The organism is Corynebacterium occultum (assembly GCF_009734425.1).
Classification (GTDB): Bacteria; Actinomycetota; Actinomycetes; order Mycobacteriales; family Mycobacteriaceae; genus Corynebacterium; species Corynebacterium occultum.
On sequence record NZ_CP046455.1, the window covers coordinates 2,855,883 to 2,873,867 of the forward strand.

Here is a 17,985-nt window from a genome sequence, read left to right on the forward strand (position 1 = left end):
TATTCGCACGTAAAGGGAAGAATAGCGGTGTTATGAATAACGCTGATATCCCTGAAAATAACTCGGCAAACCCGGAACCGGCAGCCGAGAACGTGGCGGCGGGCAATGACCGTCGCCCCCTGAAGTCCGAATTCGACGATGACCTCGACTATCCCCGTCTGGGTTCCGTCGGTTTCCGGCGCGGCACCCTGACCGAGAACCAGGAGGCCACCTGGGAGGCGAACTGGCCGCGCCTGGGCCGTGAGCTCAGCGATGAATTCATCGACGTCCCGGCCTGGTTCGGCCGCGAAGGCTCCCGCACCATCCTGGAGATCGGTTCCGGCACCGGCACCTCCACCGCCGCCATGGCACCGGTGGAGGCAGGTAATAATGTCATCGCCGTGGAGATCTACCGCCCCGGTCTGGCGAAGTTGCTGGGCGCTGTGGTCCGTAATGACATTGAGAATGTCCGCATGGTCCGGGGTGACGGTGTCGAGGTGCTCAACCGGATGTTTCCGGAAGCCTCCCTCGACGGGGTCCGTATCTTCTTCCCGGATCCCTGGCCCAAGGCCCGCCACCACAAGCGTCGCATCATTCAGTCCGGCACCCTGAACCTGATCGCCTCCCGCCTGAAGCCGGGCGGGGTCCTGCATGTGGCCACCGATCACGCGGAGTACGCGGAGTGGATCAGCGAACTGGTCAATGTGGAACCGAAGCTGGAGTACATGGGGTGGCCCTGGGAGGACTGCCCGCAGCTGACGGACCGTCAGGTCATCACCAAGTTCGAGGGACGCGGTCTGGACCTGGACCACACCATCACAGAGTTCCTGTGGCGTCGCACCAGTGACTAGGCATCTGGACCGGCACCTTGCCCAAGGCGCCGGTCCACTCCTTTTCCCGCGGCCCACCGCAGGGACCTGAAACAGGTCCCTTGAGCCCCCAGGGGTCTTTTCCAGGCAGCCCCCCCCCGGGGGAATGTTGGAACAGCCACCCCGGGATCCCCAATTCCACCCCATGCGGATTCGCATGGGGGCACACTAGGGGGAACACGCCTCCCCACAGGGCACCCCGCCCACAGGGGGGCGATGTGCACCCCTATTAATTATTAGCTATTTCAGAAAGTCCAATTTCATGAGTGATCTTCACGAAAACACCCATAATTACTCCTCCAAAACTTCCGGCGGCCCGCAGAATCTGCTGCTGGTCTGGGATGCCCCAAACCTGGACATGGGTCTGGGTGCGATCCTGGGTGGCCGCCCCACCGCCGCCTACCGCCCACGTTTCGATGCCATCGGCCGTTGGCTCCTGGCCGAGGCCGCCCACCTCTCCCAGGCGGGGGGTGTCCATATTGAGCCGGAGGCCACGGTCTTCACCAATGTGGCCCCCGGTGGCGCGGATGTGATCCGTCCCTGGGTGGAGGCGCTGCGCAATGTCGGTTTCGCGGTCTTCGCCAAGCCGAAGCTGGAGGAGGACACCGATGTCGATCCGGACATGCTCGCACATATCCGACGTCGCCACTCCGAGGGCCTGCTGCAGGGCGTGGTCGTGGCCAGTGCCGACGGCCAGAACTTCCGGGAGACCCTGGAGGAACTGGCGACGGAGGGCCTGCAGGTCACCGTCATCGGTTTCCACGAGCATGCCTCCTGGGCGGTCACCTCGGACAGCATCGAGTTCCTCGATCTGGAGGAGATTCCGGGTGTCTTCCGGGAACCGCTGCCGCGTATCAGCCTGGATTCCCTGCCGGATGAGGGTGCCTGGCTGCAGCCTTTCCGCCCCCTTTCCGCGCTGCTGCAGAACCGCCACTAGAGGAGTTTTCGTTGTTCGAGAAATGGGGAGAGCTCACCTACCGCTACCGCAAGGTGGTGCCCTGGGTCATCATCGCCACAATCCTGGTGGTGCACCTGGCTTTCGGGATGCGCCTGGGCGAGCGGATGAGCCAGGAGGGTTGGGAGGATCCGGGCGCGGATTCCACCATTGCCTCCGTCATCGAGCTGGACACCTTCGGCCGGGATGACAGTGGGGATGTGATCCTGCAGTTTGAGGCACCGGAGGGGATCACCCTGAATGATCCCACCCTCTTCAACATCCTGGCCACGCACCTCCGGGAACTCAAAGCCGAACATCCCGAACAGATCGCCCATGTGACCAGCTACTTTGATACCCGCAACGCCCAGCTGATCACGGAGGACGGCACCACCGCCTTCGCCGCGATCGGCCTGGTGGGGGATGGGGAGCAGACCCTGAAGGATTTCCGGGCGATTGAGGATCAGCTGGTCGGCGATCCCCCGGAGGGTGTGACCGTCACGGTGGCGGGTGCCACCGCGGTTGCCGACGCCCTGGATGACGGCATGTCCGCCGATATCCTCCGCGCCGAGGTCATCGCCCTGCCGGTGGTGGCCATCCTGCTGCTCTTCGTCTTCGGTTCGGTGGTGGCGGCCACCATGCCGCTGATCGTGGGTGTGCTCTCCATCCTCGGTTCCCTGGGCATTCTCTCCATCATCGCCGGTTTCGCCCAGATCAATGTCTTCTCCCAGTCGGTGGTCACCCTGCTGGGGCTGGGTCTGGCCATCGACTACGGCCTGTTCATGGTCTCCCGGTTCCGGGAGGAACTGGACAAGGGGCGGGACGTGCGCAGTGCGGTGGTGGTCACCACCGCCACCGCAGGCTCCACGGTGGTCTTCTCCGCGGCGATGGTCGCGGTGGCACTCTCCAGCCTGCTGCTCTTCCCGCAGGCCTTCCTGAAGTCGGTGGCCTATGGTGCGATCTCTGCGGTCGGCCTGGCCGCACTGTTGTCGATCACGGTGCTGCCGGCGATCTTCGGCATGCTGGGCCACAACATCGACAAGTGGTCGGTGCGCCGCACCTCACGTCAGGCCCGCCGCCTGGAGGACACCATCTGGTACCGGATCCCGGCCTGGTCGATGAAGCACGCGAAGCTGGTCACCGCCGGCATCGCCCTGGCACTGCTCGCCCTGACCTTCCCGATCATCGGCATCAAGCTGGGCGGCATCAACGAGACCTACCTGCCGCCGGACAATGAGACCCGGGTGGCGCAGGAGCAGTTCAACGAGAACTTCCCCCAGTTCCGCACCGAGCCGATCAAATTGGTGGTCACCAACGCCACCAATGATCAACTAGTACAGGTGTACCAGCAGGCCAACCAGGTGTCGGGCCTGACGGGTCGTTTCTCCCCCTCCACCGCCACCCAGGAGGGCACCACCGTTCTTTCCGCCGGCATCGAGGACCGTGAGCAAAATGCCCAGGTCATTGAGCAGCTCCGCCAGATCGAGGCACCCGAGGGTGTCGAGATCTACATCGGCGGCACCCCGGCCATGGAGGTCGAGTCCATCGAGGCACTCTTTGAGAAGCTGCCCTGGATGGCGTTGTACATGGTGGTGGCCACCTTCATCCTCATGGCACTGGTCTTCGGTTCGGTGGTCCTGCCAGCCAAGGCGGTGATCATGTCGGTCCTGGGCCTGGGCGCCACCCTCGGCATCCTGACCCTGATGTTCGTCGACGGGGTCGGTTCCTCACTGTTCAACTTCTCCCCCGGCCCACTGATGAGCCCGGTGCTGGTGCTGATCATCGCCATCGTCTACGGCCTCTCCACCGACTATGAGGTCTTCCTCGTCTCCCGGATGGTGGAGGCCCGCGACAAGGGAGCGAGCACCGATGAGGCGATCCGCACCGGCACCGCCCGCACCGGTTCGATCATCACCGCCGCCGCACTGATCATGATCGTGGTGGCTGCCGCTTTCGGCTTCTCCGAGATCGTGATGATGAAGTACATCGCCTTCGGCATGATCGCCGCCCTCTTCCTCGACGCCACGGTCATCCGCATGCTGCTGGTCCCCGCCGTGATGCACCTCCTGCGGGATGACAACTGGTGGGCACCCGGCTTCGTCAAAACCGCCTACGCCAAACTCGGACATGGCGCGGAACCCACCGCCCTTGCGCTTGACGGCGCCCCGAAACCCCCTGCCCCGGAGCCTGCCCTGGTCGGTGCCCCCACCGCGGCGGCGGCCACGGCCGCGGCTTCCCCTGAGCCCAAGCCGGAGCCGGAGCCGGTCGCCGAGAAGGTGGCCGAGGACGTCGATAAGAATGGCGAACCGATCTACGAGGCGGAGATCGTGGAGGAAAACGAAAGCGCCTACCAGGGGCGTCGCCGCCGCAACACGGAGGCGGTACCCTTCGCGGAGTTGATGAAACGACTGGAGCTGGAACGGCAGAAGCGCGGGGAGATCGAAAAATAATGCGGAGTATCGGGAAGGTCCTCAACAACGCCTGGGTGCGGTGGCTCGTACCACTGACCATCCTGGCGTTACTGGCCTTCCTCTTCCGTGGCCGCCTGCACTTCATCGGGGAGGGTTTCGCCGCACTGCAGGAGGCCCACCCACTGGGCGTGATCCTCGGGATCACCGCCATCCTGATCTCCTTCTTCGCCATGTCCGAGGTCATGCACCTGCTGTTGCGTGCCGGCGGCACCTATATCAGCCGGGTGGACACCAATGCCCTGACCTACGCCTCAAATGCCTGGTCCGCCACCTTCCCCGGTGGACCCGCCTTCGCCGCGGTGCTCACCTTCCAGGTGCAGCGTAAATGGGGTGCGAGTGTCATTCTCTGCTCCTGGTTCTTCGTCCTCTCCTCCGCCCTGTCCACCATGTGGCTGGTGGTGCTCGGCATCGCCGGGGTCTTCTTCCTCGGTGCGAATATCAGCCTCCTCTCCCTGAGTCTGACCCTGGCCGGGATGCTCCTGCTGTCCGGGGTGATGTACTGGGCGGCACAGAACCCCTTCTATGTGGGGCGGATCCTGCAAAGCCTGCTGCCCAAGATGAACCGGCTGCTGCGCCGTGACCCCCGCGCCGGGGTGGACACCGCGATGCGGCACATCAACCAGATGGACACCGTCAAGCTCACCCTCCGCCAATTTGCGGGTATCTCCCTCTGGTCGCTGCTCAACCGCCTCTTTGATATCGCCACGCTGTGGGCCTGCGTCTGGGCCGTCACCGGTTCCGTGCCGATCCTGAGTCCCGAAGCTGACAACACCACCGTCGTCGGTGTGATGCTCGCCTATGTCACCGCCAAGATCGCCGGCTCGGTGCAGGCGACCCCCGGCGGGTTGGGCCCGGTGGAGGCCGCACTGATCACAACTCTGGTGGCAACCGGCATGACGGTCATTGACGCCACCGCCGCCGTGATCATCTACCGGCTGATCTCCCTGTTGCTGATGACCGTGCTCGGCTGGATCATCTACCTCACCTACTTCGTGCGCAAGGGATTCAATGCGCGGGCTGCTACAGACACCAGGACCGGGGAGACCAGGCCAGCAAAGACCAGGCCAGCGGAGAGCAGGGCCCAGGCAATTAAGCCCCGGACCCGGGATGAGAGCAAGAGCACCCCGAGGCCGACGCGGGGGGCGGACGCTGCGGCGATAGACTCGAAGCAGCGTCGTCCTAAGGAGAAGTAAGTGAATAAGCCCGCAGTTCCCGTCATGCTGGATGTCCTGGCTATTGCGCTGTTCGCGCTCCTGGCGCGCATGGCGCATCAGAGCGAAGATATGCCGTTGAACTTCAACGGCTGGCTCTCCACCCTCTGGCCCTTCCTCATCGGTGTGGCACTGAGCTGGGTGCTGATTCTCGTTCTCAAGTGGGAGGGTCGGCTGCTGGTACCTGCCGGTGTCAGTGCCTGGGTCATCACCGTGCTCACCGGCCTGGTGATCTGGTCGATCCGTAATGAGGGGATCCCCCACTGGTCCTTCATCATGGTCGCCACCATCATGTCTGGTGTGCTGATGCTCGGTTGGCGTGGTGTGGCGAAGGTGTCCCGGAAAGTCACCGTCTAGTACAGCCTGCGGCCCTGGCACCTAACCCCGGAGTGCCGGATGGTTCTTCACCCACCTTTGCAACAGCACCTGTAATAAGCCTCCGGCAGCACTCCCTCAAGCAGGATAGAGTGGGGAAAAGGGCACTTAAGGGTCCTTATCGGCACCCTTAACCCCCGGTTTCCCCACTCTAGAATGCATGACACCTGAAAACAGAGCACCCTCGGTCCGCACTTCGCGGACCGAGGGTGCTCTCTTTGAAGGGGTACAGCCTTTAGTTGCTGGAACCCAGGGCGATCTGGTTGCCGATCATGACGATCCAGGCAATGATTTCGGTGCTCAGGTCCAGGGCGATACTCAGCATGCGAGTTTCCTTCCAATCAGGGTTTCTCGGTTGGCCCCGGGGTCTTATCCGGGATTGTTTTCTGTTGAGTGTATCGGCCCGGACCCCCTGATCCATTACATGTGACCAAAAGATAATTTAGGCCTTGAGCTGGGATGAGAGCAGCATTACCACAAGGTCAACAGAACCTTATTGGATATATCAGAAAGCGCAGTTCTCACTCATGTCCTGCAGCGCATTATAGGCCTGTTTGGGCTGCCCCGGGGCCTTCATCAGCCCGAAGTGGGACTCCGGATCACTGGCCCCGAGGTCGATGTCGTACATGGTGTAGAGGAACACCGGACCCAGGTTGGAGGATCCGGCGGCAAGCTCCACCGCCTCGGTGACCATAGCGGCCTGTTCCCGCTCCCCGACACCCCGGTTGCCGCCGGTGGGTGCGCCATATTCGGTGAGCCAGACCTGCTTGTGCCCGTCACCGTGGGAGTCCATCAGGTCGCGCAGCTTGTGCAGCTGGTTGAAACTGTTCCAATCGGAGGTGCCGGTGGGACGTTCCGGGTAGGAGTAGGGGTGCATCGCCAGGCCGGTGACGTGTTCATTGGCGCCGAGTTCATAGAGGCGGGTCATGAAGGTCTTGCCGGAGATGGAGTAACCGGGGTCATCGGTGGCCGGTGCCAGTCCGCCGGAGAGGACTTCGGCGGAGGGGTCGGCTGCCTGGAGGCGGGGACCGGCGGCGGCGAGCAGTTCAGCGAAGGCATCCGGGCTGGGGTTGGGCCAGAAGCGTTCGAGGTTGGGCTCATTCCAGATTTCATAGGCCCGGGCCTGATCGCCGTAGCGCAGGGCCACCTGCTCGGCGAAGTCCGCGTAGTCCCCTGCCGCACCGCTGCCGATGACACCGAAACCTTCGACCCAGTTGGGCCACTGATGGATGAGCATCAGCGGCTTGAGGCCGGCATCGGAGATGGCTGCCATGCGGGAATCCAGCCCACTCCAGTCATAGCTGCCCTTGCGGTACTCAATGTCCTTCCAGATGGCGGAGACCCGGATCCACTGGGATCCCATGGCCACCTGCTCATCGAGCATGTCGCGGAATTCACGGTCACTCATGTACTCCCAGTCCGCGGGAGCTGCGACCCCGAGGGACTGGCAGGTTGCGTGCGTTCCCCCGGCGTCGTCGGCATAACCGGTGCCGGGATCGCCCGCTCCGGTGGCGCCGGAGGATGAGCTGAGCGCGCCGAAGAAGGTGGTGGCGGCCAGGATCAGCGATGTGCCGGCGAGACTTAAGCTGTTCACTTTTGTAATACCTTTCCCTTGGTGGAGCTTCAAGGAAAGGGTAAGTGTTTTCACTTCAGATACAAATATGGCTTCGGTCACTGAAAAAATATGCCATGAGCTGCAAAGATCTGATCCATTCCCTTAACAGCGGGGGCTGAGAATCCTTAAGAAAAAACCCAGGGGAATCAACATTTACGGAAGGAATCTATTTGGTTTTCTGTCCCGCCCTACCCCCTCAACACCCCTACTTCCCAGGTATGTGGAATTTTGGAGAAGAAGGGTTCTCCGGTTGAAAATGAAAGGGAAATTCATTGCGAGCATGCTCACATGAGGGATCTCACAGCAATTTTCAGCCGGTTTTTCTTCCCGGCGAACACCATCACCGCTCCCCCAGGTCCTCATGGCACTGTTCCGCCGCTTCCCGCAACTGAGTGAAGGCGGCTTTGGGGTCACCGGGCCCGTACATGATCCCGAAGTGGGATTCGCGGTCCTCCGCCCCGAAGTCGAGGTCATACATGGTGTAGATGAACAGTGGCCCCAACATGGGGTCCGGCCAGCTGAGGTGGAGAGCCTCAGCAATCATGGCGGCCTGTTCCTGCTCCCCCACCCCACCTTGTCCGGCGGTGGGGGCACCAAATTCGGTGAGCCAGATCGGTTTCGGATCCCCATAGCGGCGCATCATTTTCTTGAAGCTGGCAAGTTGGTGGAAGGTGTTCCACCGGGACATGCCGGAGGGCCGTTCCGGATAGGAGTAGGGGTGGACGGCGATGGCGTCGACCTGCTGCATGGCTCCGAGTTCATGAAGTTCCTCGAGGAAGGTGTAGGCCGAGTAGGACTCACCGGCAACATTGATGGCGGGGGCCACTCCCCCGGCCACCAGGGTGGCGGAGGGGTCGGCGGCGCGGATCTTGGGCGCGGCGTCGACAAGCATTTCGGCATAGGCGGCGGGGCTGGGATCGGGCCAAAAACGTTCAATATTGGGTTCATTCCAAATCTCATATGCCTCGATGTGCTCGCCGTACCGCTGTGCCACCGCCCCGGCGAAGTCACCGTACTGCTGGGCGGCGCCACTACCCAGGGTGCCGAACCCCTCCACCCAGGTGGGCAGGGTGTGGATGAGCAGGAGGGGGCGTAGGCCAGCGTCAGCGATCGCCTCGATCCGCATGTCCAGCGCGTCCCAGTAGAGCTCCCCCTGTATGCGTTCCATGGCATGCCAACTGGCGGAAACCCGGATCCAGGTTGCTCCGAGGGTGACCTGCTCCTCAAGCATCCTCCGGAATTCCTCTTCACTCATCTTCTCCCAGGCGGCGGGCCCCGCGATGCCGAGCCTGGTGCAGCCGGCGGCGGGGGCCTCCGGCATCTCCACCTCCGGCCCCTCCCCACCTGCCGGGGTGAGGATGTTCCAGACCAGGTAGGTAGAGAGCAGCACCGCCACGGCAGTGGTCAACCAGGCAAAGTAGTCACCCTTCCCGCGCCTGCCTTCGCCCGCCCCTCCCCCGCCACCGGATTTCTCCGGATCAGCCACTGATCAGCGCCCCGAGCATCCGAGGCACCGTCTCCGCCAGGTCATGCTTCGCCAGCACCCTGGCCCGCGCCTGTTCTCGGCAGGCCCGCATCCCATCCCGGTCCTGCAGGAGCTTTTCGATGGCCGCGGCAAGCGCCTCAGGATCCCCGGGCGGGACCAGCACCCCGGCCCCACCCCGCAGGTATTCGGCCGCTCCCCCATGGTCCGTGGCGATCACCGGCACTCCGGCGGCCATGGCCTCAAGCACCCCGAGGGGGCCTGCCTCCGGAGAGGTGGAGGCGGAGATCAGCACATCCCAGCGGGGAAAAACCTCATCGCGGTGGACATGCCCCAGAAAATTGACCCGCCCCGCCAGGTCCGGCGCCGCAGCTCGATCCCGCAACTGCTGTTCGAAGTCCTCTGAACCAGGGAAGGCGGCACCCGCGATCTCCAGTTGGACCCCGGGCAGGTGGACCATGGCCTCCAGCAGCACATCCTGCCCTTTCCAGGAGGTCAGTACCGCCAGGATCCCCACCACGGGCTGTGTGGGATTAGTCTCCACTCCACCCCGCGGTTCTGCGGGGATAATCACCCCATTGGGCCGAACCAGGGCGTTGCTGACCATGGGACGTACCGATTCGGCAGTGACCTCCGAGACCGCCACCGCCACATCCAGGGCAGGGGCACCGAGCCGAAGCACCGCCCGTTGCTTGCGGGAGGTGATGGTGTCATGCACCAGCCAGGAGATCCAGGGGGAGTTTCCACCCCGGAACCGGTGGTGGGGGAAGGCCATGCCGATGGCCGGCAGGGCAAAGGTGGAGTTGCTGATCAGGGCATCGGCATCCCGACTGATCCGGCGGAGTTGCCGACCGACCCGGAACCAGTTCAGCGGCAGCTGCAGAATTTCCAACCGACGCCGCCATCCCCGGGTCCGGCCGAGGCGGTTGATCCCGAGTGCCACATGCTCCACCTCATCGGCGAGCTGTTCCGGCAGCGCCCCCTCGGGGCAGGCCAGGGTGACCCGGTGCCCCTGCGAACGGGCATGGCGCAGCAGGTCAATCAGCACCCTTTCGGCACCGGAGACATCTGCTCCGGCATTAACGGCAACCAGGTGCATGGGGAGGGTTCCTTTCCACGGTTCCTCAGAGGCTGCAGCGCTCCTCTGAATACAGCACCCACCCTCGGTCTACTTCTCAGCTTTTCTCGAGGGGACGAGTATTCCATTAGAATACCCCCAGAAATTCGGGGCAGTACTTTTTTTGGGAAAATTAGGGATATGATCCCATTATCGATGAGGAAAAGTTAAAGAACTTAATAAAGAAATAGATTACCTTTTCAACTAGGAGAAGAAAAGGGTTTATTTCATTATTTTTCCACCTTTTCCGCCATAATCAAGGGCCCCAGTGTGAGCGCCCCCTTTTTCGGTGGCACCGAATTCAGCGTGGAAGTATAGATTGTTAATCCATTAACCCCCATTTCAGACCCCTATTATAGGGGCTGCAGTCCTGTCGCCACCCCCAGTGGGGGAAAAATATTTCCATTTGAAAATCCGCTGGAGCCAATTAACTGTAATCCCCCTCATATTATGTGAAAAGGCTAATAGTTATATCAGTTTATGTATTGAAAGGCATCTGCACTAATTGTAAAGATGGCTAATTAGCTACTTTTCCTGCTTCTTTAGTGCTTAAAATTGTCACGAGATGAAAATGGTGATTCTTGAAATCTAATGCGATTATCCTCAGTGTTTTCGCTTTAAGAACATGGGTCCTCAGAACCGTGAATCTGCCGTAGTTTCCCCGCTGCGGTCACCGCTCCCCCCAGGGGATTCCTGACCCTGGGAGGGCACTGTCCGGAGACACGGAACCCGAAATGCAGGCCCAGCCCAGACAACTCCACCTTCCCAGATGATTCGCTGTAACCCGAGGAAGATTTCGGTGTCTCAGTTTCGTTTCACCCCCACGCGGCTTTTGGATGATAGGAGAAAAAGTGCTCACCCAACTGCCTTCCCCCCACGCTCGGCGGCACCCATCTGGTTCTCCCGGTTGTGCGGATCACCTCTGTAAAGGCATGGAAAATTAATATGGTCACCGGAAATCCGGGCGCCTCGGCCCGACAGACTGTGCTGAATAATTCGCTGCAGAAGATTCACACCTCCACTCGGTGGTATGTGCTGCTCGGCAGGCAGATCACCGACCCGCTGCAACGTCTGAGCGATGCCTTCGTGGTCTTCATGGTCTGCCTGCTGCTCACCGACTCTCTCCCCGTATTAAACGCCCTGGGAATCACCCTCTTCCTGATGTCGGTGCCCCACTTCTACCGTTTCCGCCTCTCCATCTCGGTGCTGGATGATCTTCCCCGGTTGCTGCTGGTCGGCACCATCGCGCCCTTCATCGTCTACCCGCTGCTGCACCCCGGAGCCGAGGTCACCGACAACGCGATCTTCTCCCTCGCGATCGTGGGAGGCCTGCTGCTCTCCAAGATCACCGTCTCGGTGTTCCTGCGTATCCGACGCTCACAGAAGCCCGAGCTGCTCAGTCGCACCCTGATCCTCGGTTCCGGGGAACTGGCCCGGGAGCTGACACAGAACCTGGTGAATTCCCCGAAGTTCGGGCTTCACCCCGTGGCTGTGCTCCACAATGAGGAGGAACCCGGCCCCGGGATCCCCGGGGTAGCGCTCCAACCCCTGGATTCCAACCTGCCGGACCTGATCCGCCGCTACCGGGCGAACACCGTGATCATCGCCTTCGGCTGCTATGACGACGAGAAGCTTCTGCGGGTGCTGCGTTCCTGCATCCGGGAAGACGCAGAGCTCTACCTCATTCCCCGGTTGCCGGAATATCACAACCGGGACGAATCCACCGAGATGATCGGGGCAATCCCCCTACGCCATGTCTCCCGGGCGGCTTTCCGCTCCCTGACCTGGTTCTGCAAACGCCCCTTCGACATCCTGGTCAGCGGCATCGCCCTGATCGCCCTCTCCCCGCTGCTGGGGATGCTGTCCCTGCTGGTCAAACGTGACACCCCGGATGCCCCGGTGCTCTTCCGCCAGACCCGGATCGGGTTGGACGGAGCACCTTTCGAGCTGCTGAAATTCCGGACCCTGACCCCCGCGGATCCCAATGAGTCGGATTCCCAGTGGAATATCGCCGGTGATAAACGACTCCGCCCCCTGGGTGCGATGATGCGGAAGTTCTCCCTGGATGAACTGCCCCAGATCTACAATGTCTTCCGGGGTGACATGGCCCTGGTGGGTCCCCGCCCGGAACGCCCCTACTTCGTGGACAAGTTCGCTCTGGAAATCCCCGGATATGATGCCCGGCACCGGGTCCCAGTCGGCTTGACCGGCTGGGCCGCCATCAATGGGCTGCGTGGTGACACCAGCATCAAGGAGCGGGTGCTCTACGACAACTACTACATCGAGAACTGGTCCCCCTGGTTGGACGCCAAAATCCTGATGCTCACCTTCATCGCGGTATTCAAGGGAAGCGGAGGCTGATGATTCCCCTCGACCATGACCACCTGATATTCGGGGCACTGGCCCTACGGCCCAATGGCAGCGGAGTGCAGACCTACCAGCGGGAACTGATCCGGGCACTCTCCCGGATCAGGGAACTTCCACCTCTGGCTGCGGTGGTTCAGGAGGACGCCGCCGGGGAACTCCCCGATAGTGTCCTGCCCTTGGCTCACACCCCCAGCTCCGGGGCCCGGCGTGCCTTCCAGGGTCTGCTTCCGGTGCGCCGGGCCATGCTCTTCCATGGCCTGGATGTGGATCTGCCGATCGCGCAGCGCTGCCCGACGGTGTCCACGGTGCATGATATGTCGGCGTTTGACACCCCCTGGGCGATGTCGAGGGTGCGGGCCCGGGGTGAGCAGCTTTTGCTCAGGCGCAGTATTCGCAGGGCAGATGTGATCATCTCGGTGTCCCATTTCACCGCTGAGCGGGTGAAGGCTTTGTTGGGCCGGGAGTCCACGGTGACTCCGTTGGCACCCGCCCCCTGGGCGCGGGTGCCTTCGGAGGAGGCGGTGGCCGCGGTCCGGGAGAAATATCGTCTGCCGGAGCGTTTTGTGTTGCAGTTGGGCACCTTGGAGCCACGGAAGAAGCCGGAGGTTGTCAACGCGGCCCTGGAGGGTTCCGGTATTCCCCTGGTGTTGGCGGGTGGGCGGACCGATGGTCCGGATCGTCCCGCCGGTTCCCTGGGGCTGGGTTATGTGGATCTGGCGGATATTCCGGCACTCTACCGGGCTGCTCATGTGGTGGCCTATGCCTCCAGCTATGAGGGTTTCGGGTTGCCCCCGGTGGAGGCGATGGCCTGTGGTGCCGCTGTGGTGGCCAGCGCGGTGGGTGGTATCCCCGAGGCGGTGGGCAAGGGTGCGGTGGTGGTCAGTGGCCTGGATCCGAAGGTGTGGCGGGAGGCCCTGATGTCATTGCTGGAGGATTCTCCCGCCCGTGCCGAGCTGCGCCGCTGCGCCGCGGAGCGGGTGGGTTGGTTGAACTGGCAGGCCACGGCGCTGGCCACCGCACGGGTCTACCGGGAGCTGCTCTAGGAATCTGGGTCAGAACATTTCAGGTCCCCCTCTGCTCCACCTCGTGTTTCACAGGATGGGGGTGAGGGGGTTTCGTCATGCCTGGAGCTTCGTCATTCCTGGAACTGCGGCTGCCTGGGGTGGGGCTCAGAGCACCGCGGTGACCAGCCCGTCCATCTGCCGGCGGAATTCCGTCGGGGAGAAGCGCTGCGCCCAGTCCACCAGGGTCGGGGTGGTGAAGGTGTCATCCCGGAAGTTCTTCATCGTCTCCGCCAGATTTTCCACCACCTCCTGCTCCGTCTCCCCGTCCACCAGCAGACCGGAGATCCCGGGGCGGACGGTGTCGAGGGCTCCGCCCCGCCCGAGGGCGATCACCGGGGTACCACAGGCCATGGCCTCCACCGGCACGATGCCGAAGTCCTCTTCCCCGGGCATCAGCAGGGCCCTGGCCCCACGTATCAGGTCCCGCATCTCCTTACCCGGTAGACGACCCCGGAACTCCACATTGGGTCCCGCCACCGCTCTGGCTCTCCCCAGGTCCCGGCCTTCTCCGACGACGATCAGGCGGACCCCGGCGCGCACCGCCGCCCTCACCCCGAGCGGTACCTGCTTATAGGGCACCATGCGGCCGACCATGATGAAGTAGTCCTCTTTCTTTAACGCCGGGTCAGGGGTGAAGAAGGAGAGGTCGACGGGTGGGTGGACCACGGTGGCCTCCCGGTGCCACCAGTTTTCGATGCGCTCCCGGACCGCGGTGGAGTTGGCCACCACGGTGGTGACCTTGGGGGCATATCTGCTCTCGTTGGCCCGCGCCCGGTTGGCCAGGGCTTTCAGGGCGAGGGTGTTGAGGGTTCCGCTGGCTTCATCACGGCGGAAGGTGTCGTCCCAGGCCCAGCGCGCCGGGGAGTGGACGTAGGCCACGGAGGGGGCGTCCACTGCGGCGAGGGCGGCCAGGGCGAAGGCGTGGTGGCTGATCACCACGGCATCTGCCTCGCTTTTCCGCAGGGTGCCGTGTTTCATGGCGGAGGGCACCAGGGGCAGCAGGGGTGCGTAACTGCGTTTGCCGAGGGCTTTGTAGAGGGGTTGGAGGGAGCTGGTTTCCACTCTGTCCAGCAGGCCCCCGGGGATTCCTTCGGGGCGGGCGAAGGGGACGTGGATCTTGGCCTGGGGCCATTGGGCGGCCAGTTCGGCCACCACGTGTTCACTGCCGGCGATATCGGTGAACCGTTCATGGACGAGTGCAATCTTGGGGGTCATCTATTTCTCATTTCTTTTCTTGCTGCGGAGTGCCACATAGGTGGGGACTCCACTTTCGGTGAGCCGGTCCGCTGCGATGCTGGCGTGGCGGGCTTGTTTATCTCCCTGTTCGATCACGACGATGCCCAGGCCGAGTGCGGCCGGAGAAACCTCCCGCCACCAGCGGTCCCGCCAGCTGACGGTGTGGATCCGGTCCTCCTCATAGGCGTGGAAGGCGTCACCGAGTTCGACGTCCCCGAGGATCAGCACCTCTTTACCGCGGGAGAGGGCGGCGGCGGCCCGCGCCTCGGCTTTGGGGGTCAGACCGTTGCCACCGTGGGCCAGCTCGGTGTCGGCCCCCAGACGTTGCCCGAGGGATCTCAGCCAGAGGGAGTCGGCGCGGCTGCGTCGCCGCAGGAACCAGATGCCCAGGGCGAAGTCGACCAGGAGGAGCGCCAGCAGGGCTGCGACCAGGGAGGTGGCCAGGGGGAGCGGCCATACCGCCTGGCCCGCATTATCGGATTGGGAGAGCACCATCGGTTGGATGTTCTGGATTCCGGCGGCCCGGCTTTCTTCCAGGGCGATGAGGATGGCCGTTTCCAGTTCCGAGACATCGGCTTCCGGATCGGCGGCCCGGCGCTGGTTGATCTGTTCCCGGAGGGCCTCGGTCTGTCGGTTGGTTTCCGTCTCCAGGGCGGCGATGGAGTCATTGTAGATCTGGGTGCCGCGGGTCTGCAGGGAGGCCACCACCGCATCTGCGATGGCTTTGGCCTGGGTTTCGCTCTCCCCCCGGGTGTTGAGGGTGACCACCCCGGCGACGCTGGTTTCGGCGCTACTGAGCTTGGGCTCAGCCACCCCGGTGGTCTCCTGGACGGCCTCCCGGGTCTGGTTGTCACTGATCATCTGGCTGAACAGCGGCACCAGGTTCGCCAGAATCTCGGGGTCACTTTCGATGTCCCCGGGGTGGCCCAGGGAGAGTTGGGTGCTCACCTCATATTCTTCCGGCACCTGGGTGAGGGCGGCAGCGGTGATCCCCCCGGTGAGCAGGGCGGCGAGCAGGGCGGCTGGCAGGGCGCGTCGGAAAGCGGTGAAGATCAGTCCGAGGTTCAGGGGTGCGGGGACCGGCGGGTTTCTATCTGACATGCGCTAGGACCTTTCAGGGGATGCTGCGTGGTCGGGGGGGGAGACGGTGGGGCGGTTGGGGGGCGTCGTCAAGCGGGTTGTGCTTGGCGACGCCGCGGTATCCACCCGCCAACCTGAGGTGCGGCGGTCCGGCTCACACCGGCGGCGGCTGCGGGGAGCAGCCAGAAGTAGAAGTCGAGGGGGAAGATCTCCAGGTAAGTGGCGAAGATGGCGGACCCCAGGGCTGCCACCAGCATCGCCAACGTGCCGATGGTGAAGGCCCGTTCCAGGGGGTCCTGCTGGATCCGGATGAGGCGGTGCAGCACCATCATGGCGATGCCGATCACCAGCGCATAGAGCACCAGGCCGGGTAGTCCCAGCTCCAGGCCGATCTTCAGGTACTGGTTATCGGGTTGGTACACCCCCTGCAGGGAACCGGAGAGTTCCGTCACCCGCTCCGCGGAGGAACCGGTGGTGCCCAGTCCCATGCCGAAGGGGTGAACCAGCATCTGGGGCAGGGTCTGGGTCCAGTGCCCGCCGCGGTCCAGGAGGCTGGTGGCGGAGAACATCGCCGCCAACCGCCCTTCCTGATCCGCCAGGAATGCCAGGGGCAGCACCAGCACGACAAGCCCGAGGAACCCGGCGAGGAGCTGCAGGATCCAGCGGTACATCACCACCCCGAGCACCAGCAGAGCCGCCAGCAGCCCGATGAGTGCGGCCCGCACCACCGAGGAGGCCATGCCGACAAGCAGGATCGGGGAGACCAGCCAGAAGATCCGGGAACGCCAGCGGTCCGGTTCAGCCAGTGCCACAGCCACCCCCATCACCAACACCAGCATCATGAAGAAAGCGAAGGGGAAGGGTTGATTGAAGGTGGAGAAACTACGCAGCAGCGGCCCAGTGGTGCGGATGTGCTCATTCCATTCATAACCCAGGTCCGCTAAGGCCCACCCCCCGACCACCTGCTGCCACAAGCCGAAGAGCGCGGTGACCAGGCCGGTGCCCAGCAGCAGGCTGATCAGCAGATCCTTGTCCCGGCGGGTGAAGGGGAAAAAGCAGCAGATCAGCACCGGGATCAGGTAGAAGTAGGCGATCTTGATCGGGAATGCGGCGGCAATACCCAGCACCAGCACACCGGAGAGACTTCCGTAGAGCACCAGCACACCGGCCAGCGGCAACCAGGGAACCAGCGTGACCCGGTCCCGACTCCGGGGTGCGATGCAGGCAGCCAGAGCCACTGTCAGCACCGCCAACTCCTTCCAGGGTTCCAGCAGCATGGGGGCGATATAGAGCACCCCATCAAAGGGCACCAGGGTGGCTATGGTCAACAGGCCCCATTGGGGGCGTCTGACCCCCAGCAGGAAGGTCAGCAGACATAAGGCGAGGGTGGCGAGCACCGCGATCATGACCACACCTCCCCGGAAAGGTCGGCCGGGGCCGGCCAGCTCCACCGGGGGCGCAGCAGAAATTTTGCCCAGCGCAGGCCACTGAGTTCCTCGGTCATGGCCATCCGGCGATAGAGGAAGGGATCATCCCCACCGTGGCAACGACCATTGGTGAAGGTCCAGCCACTGCGATAACCAGAATCCCGGACCTGCCAGCGCACCCAGGGGTTCTGGTGGCCGAAGGGATAACAGAAATCCTGGACCTGGCGCCCACCCCAGCGGCTGAGCAGCTCCCGGGAATGCAGCAGCTCCGCAGCCACCCGGGTAGGTGACATCTGAGGCAGGGAGAGATGGGTGCTGCTGTGCCCGGCCAGCTGAGCGCCGGCGGCCACCGCCGCCCGGATCTCATCCAGGGTCATGGTGCGCGCAGCGGGCTCCCACCAGGGGGGATGCACCCCCAGATGATCAGTGACCGGCAGCAGAGTCCAGGGCAGACCCAGCTCAACCAGGACCGGCAGGGCATGACGGTACACCCCCACCAGGGCATCATCGAAGGTGATCGCCATGAGACCTGCCACGGACTCCCCCCGCCGCAGGCGTTCATTCAGTTCCGAGAAATGGACGAACTCATAGCCCCACCGCTGAGCGAGCTGAAGCTGGTGGCGGAAGGTGGACACCCTCACCGCATATTCATAGGGCAGGTCCTCATCGGCGATGATGTCGTGGTAGGCCAGCACCACCGCGGAGGTGCCGAGCCTGGTTCTGGCCGGGGTAAAACTGGGCATTGTCATGGTCATGC

At 63.2% G+C, this 17,985-nt stretch carries 14 protein-coding genes; 7 read left to right on the forward strand and 7 right to left on the reverse strand.

Annotated features, from left to right (window positions below; translation table 11 throughout):
• Positions 1-32: 32 nt before the first annotated feature.
• From trmB to COCCU_RS12975, 5 genes are all read left to right on the forward strand, one after another.
• The gene (trmB, locus tag COCCU_RS12955; protein WP_156232098.1) at positions 33-830 is read left to right on the forward strand and encodes a tRNA (guanosine(46)-N7)-methyltransferase TrmB; all 798 of its coding nucleotides are present in this window, start codon (positions 33-35) and stop codon (positions 828-830) included.
• A gap of 280 nt (positions 831-1,110) precedes the next feature.
• The gene (locus tag COCCU_RS12960) at positions 1,111-1,785 is read left to right on the forward strand and encodes an NYN domain-containing protein (RefSeq protein ID WP_156232100.1); all 675 of its coding nucleotides are present in this window, start codon (positions 1,111-1,113) and stop codon (positions 1,783-1,785) included.
• Positions 1,786-1,796: 11 nt separating this feature from the next.
• Positions 1,797-4,232 carry an MMPL family transporter gene (locus COCCU_RS12965; protein ID WP_156232102.1) on the forward strand — a complete coding sequence of 812 codons (2,436 nt, stop codon included), beginning with the start codon at positions 1,797-1,799 and terminating at the stop codon, positions 4,230-4,232.
• On the forward strand, positions 4,232-5,446 hold the full coding sequence (locus COCCU_RS12970; protein ID WP_156232104.1) for a lysylphosphatidylglycerol synthase transmembrane domain-containing protein: 1,215 nt from the start codon (positions 4,232-4,234) through the stop codon (positions 5,444-5,446). Before COCCU_RS12965 ends, COCCU_RS12970 begins: the two co-directional genes overlap by 1 nt.
• Positions 5,447-5,821: a DUF3054 domain-containing protein gene (locus COCCU_RS12975; protein WP_407924143.1), complete on the forward strand. Its 375-nt coding sequence runs from the start codon at positions 5,447-5,449 to the stop codon at positions 5,819-5,821. It begins immediately after the preceding gene.
• Between the two features lie 523 nt (positions 5,822-6,344).
• Here COCCU_RS12975 and COCCU_RS12980 read toward each other — a convergent pair.
• The 3 genes from COCCU_RS12980 to COCCU_RS12990 form a co-directional block, all read right to left on the reverse strand.
• Positions 6,345-7,433, reverse strand: coding sequence for a cellulase family glycosylhydrolase (locus tag COCCU_RS12980; protein WP_197088368.1), 1,089 nt, complete (start codon positions 7,431-7,433; stop codon positions 6,345-6,347).
• A 361-nt stretch (positions 7,434-7,794) separates the two neighbouring features.
• Positions 7,795-8,940, reverse strand: coding sequence for a cellulase family glycosylhydrolase (locus COCCU_RS12985; protein ID WP_231598780.1), 1,146 nt, complete (start codon positions 8,938-8,940; stop codon positions 7,795-7,797).
• Positions 8,933-10,036 (reverse strand): glycosyltransferase family 4 protein, encoded by a 1,104-nt coding sequence (locus COCCU_RS12990; RefSeq protein WP_156232106.1) that lies wholly within the window; start codon positions 10,034-10,036, stop codon positions 8,933-8,935. The genes COCCU_RS12985 and COCCU_RS12990 overlap by 8 nt, the downstream gene beginning before the upstream one ends.
• 963 nt (positions 10,037-10,999) lie before the next feature.
• Here COCCU_RS12990 and COCCU_RS12995 point away from each other — a divergent pair.
• Both COCCU_RS12995 and COCCU_RS13000 read left to right on the forward strand, forming a co-directional pair.
• The gene (locus COCCU_RS12995; protein WP_231598781.1) at positions 11,000-12,415 is read left to right on the forward strand and encodes a sugar transferase; all 1,416 of its coding nucleotides are present in this window, start codon (positions 11,000-11,002) and stop codon (positions 12,413-12,415) included.
• Complete coding sequence (locus tag COCCU_RS13000) at positions 12,415-13,464, forward strand: glycosyltransferase family 4 protein (protein ID WP_156232108.1); 1,050 nt, start codon at positions 12,415-12,417, stop codon at positions 13,462-13,464. The genes COCCU_RS12995 and COCCU_RS13000 overlap by 1 nt, the downstream gene beginning before the upstream one ends.
• Positions 13,465-13,590: 126 nt before the next feature.
• Here the strand turns inward: COCCU_RS13000 and COCCU_RS13005 are convergent, their stop codons facing one another.
• From COCCU_RS13005 to COCCU_RS13020, 4 genes are all read right to left on the reverse strand, one after another.
• Complete coding sequence (locus COCCU_RS13005; RefSeq protein ID WP_156232110.1) at positions 13,591-14,700, reverse strand: glycosyltransferase; 1,110 nt, start codon at positions 14,698-14,700, stop codon at positions 13,591-13,593.
• Positions 14,701-15,822 (reverse strand): hypothetical protein, encoded by a 1,122-nt coding sequence (locus COCCU_RS13010; RefSeq protein ID WP_156232112.1) that lies wholly within the window; start codon positions 15,820-15,822, stop codon positions 14,701-14,703.
• A gap of 68 nt (positions 15,823-15,890) precedes the next feature.
• Complete coding sequence (locus tag COCCU_RS13015) at positions 15,891-17,207, reverse strand: O-antigen ligase family protein (RefSeq protein ID WP_156232114.1); 1,317 nt, start codon at positions 17,205-17,207, stop codon at positions 15,891-15,893.
• On the reverse strand, positions 17,204-17,983 hold the full coding sequence (locus COCCU_RS13020) for a polysaccharide deacetylase family protein (protein ID WP_231598782.1): 780 nt from the start codon (positions 17,981-17,983) through the stop codon (positions 17,204-17,206). Before COCCU_RS13020 ends, COCCU_RS13015 begins: the two co-directional genes overlap by 4 nt.
• Positions 17,984-17,985: the final 2 nt, after the last annotated feature.

Excerpts from the sequence above, each read along its gene's own strand:
- trmB (WP_156232098.1), top strand. The coding sequence starts at position 33 with ATGAATAACGCTGATATCCCTGAAAATAACTCGGCAAACCCGGAACCG.
- COCCU_RS12960 (WP_156232100.1), top strand. The coding sequence starts at position 1,111 with ATGAGTGATCTTCACGAAAACACCCATAATTACTCCTCCAAAACTTCC.
- COCCU_RS12990 (WP_156232106.1), bottom strand. The coding sequence starts at position 10,036 with ATGCACCTGGTTGCCGTTAATGCCGGAGCAGATGTCTCCGGTGCCGAA.
- COCCU_RS13010 (WP_156232112.1), bottom strand. The coding sequence starts at position 15,822 with ATGTCAGATAGAAACCCGCCGGTCCCCGCACCCCTGAACCTCGGACTG.
- COCCU_RS13000 (WP_156232108.1), top strand. The coding sequence starts at position 12,415 with ATGATTCCCCTCGACCATGACCACCTGATATTCGGGGCACTGGCCCTA.
- COCCU_RS12995 (WP_231598781.1), top strand. The coding sequence starts at position 11,000 with ATGGTCACCGGAAATCCGGGCGCCTCGGCCCGACAGACTGTGCTGAAT.
- COCCU_RS12970 (WP_156232104.1), top strand. The coding sequence starts at position 4,232 with ATGCGGAGTATCGGGAAGGTCCTCAACAACGCCTGGGTGCGGTGGCTC.
- COCCU_RS13020 (WP_231598782.1), bottom strand. The coding sequence starts at position 17,983 with ATGACCATGACAATGCCCAGTTTTACCCCGGCCAGAACCAGGCTCGGC.
- COCCU_RS13005 (WP_156232110.1), bottom strand. The coding sequence starts at position 14,700 with ATGACCCCCAAGATTGCACTCGTCCATGAACGGTTCACCGATATCGCC.
- COCCU_RS13015 (WP_156232114.1), bottom strand. The coding sequence starts at position 17,207 with ATGATCGCGGTGCTCGCCACCCTCGCCTTATGTCTGCTGACCTTCCTG.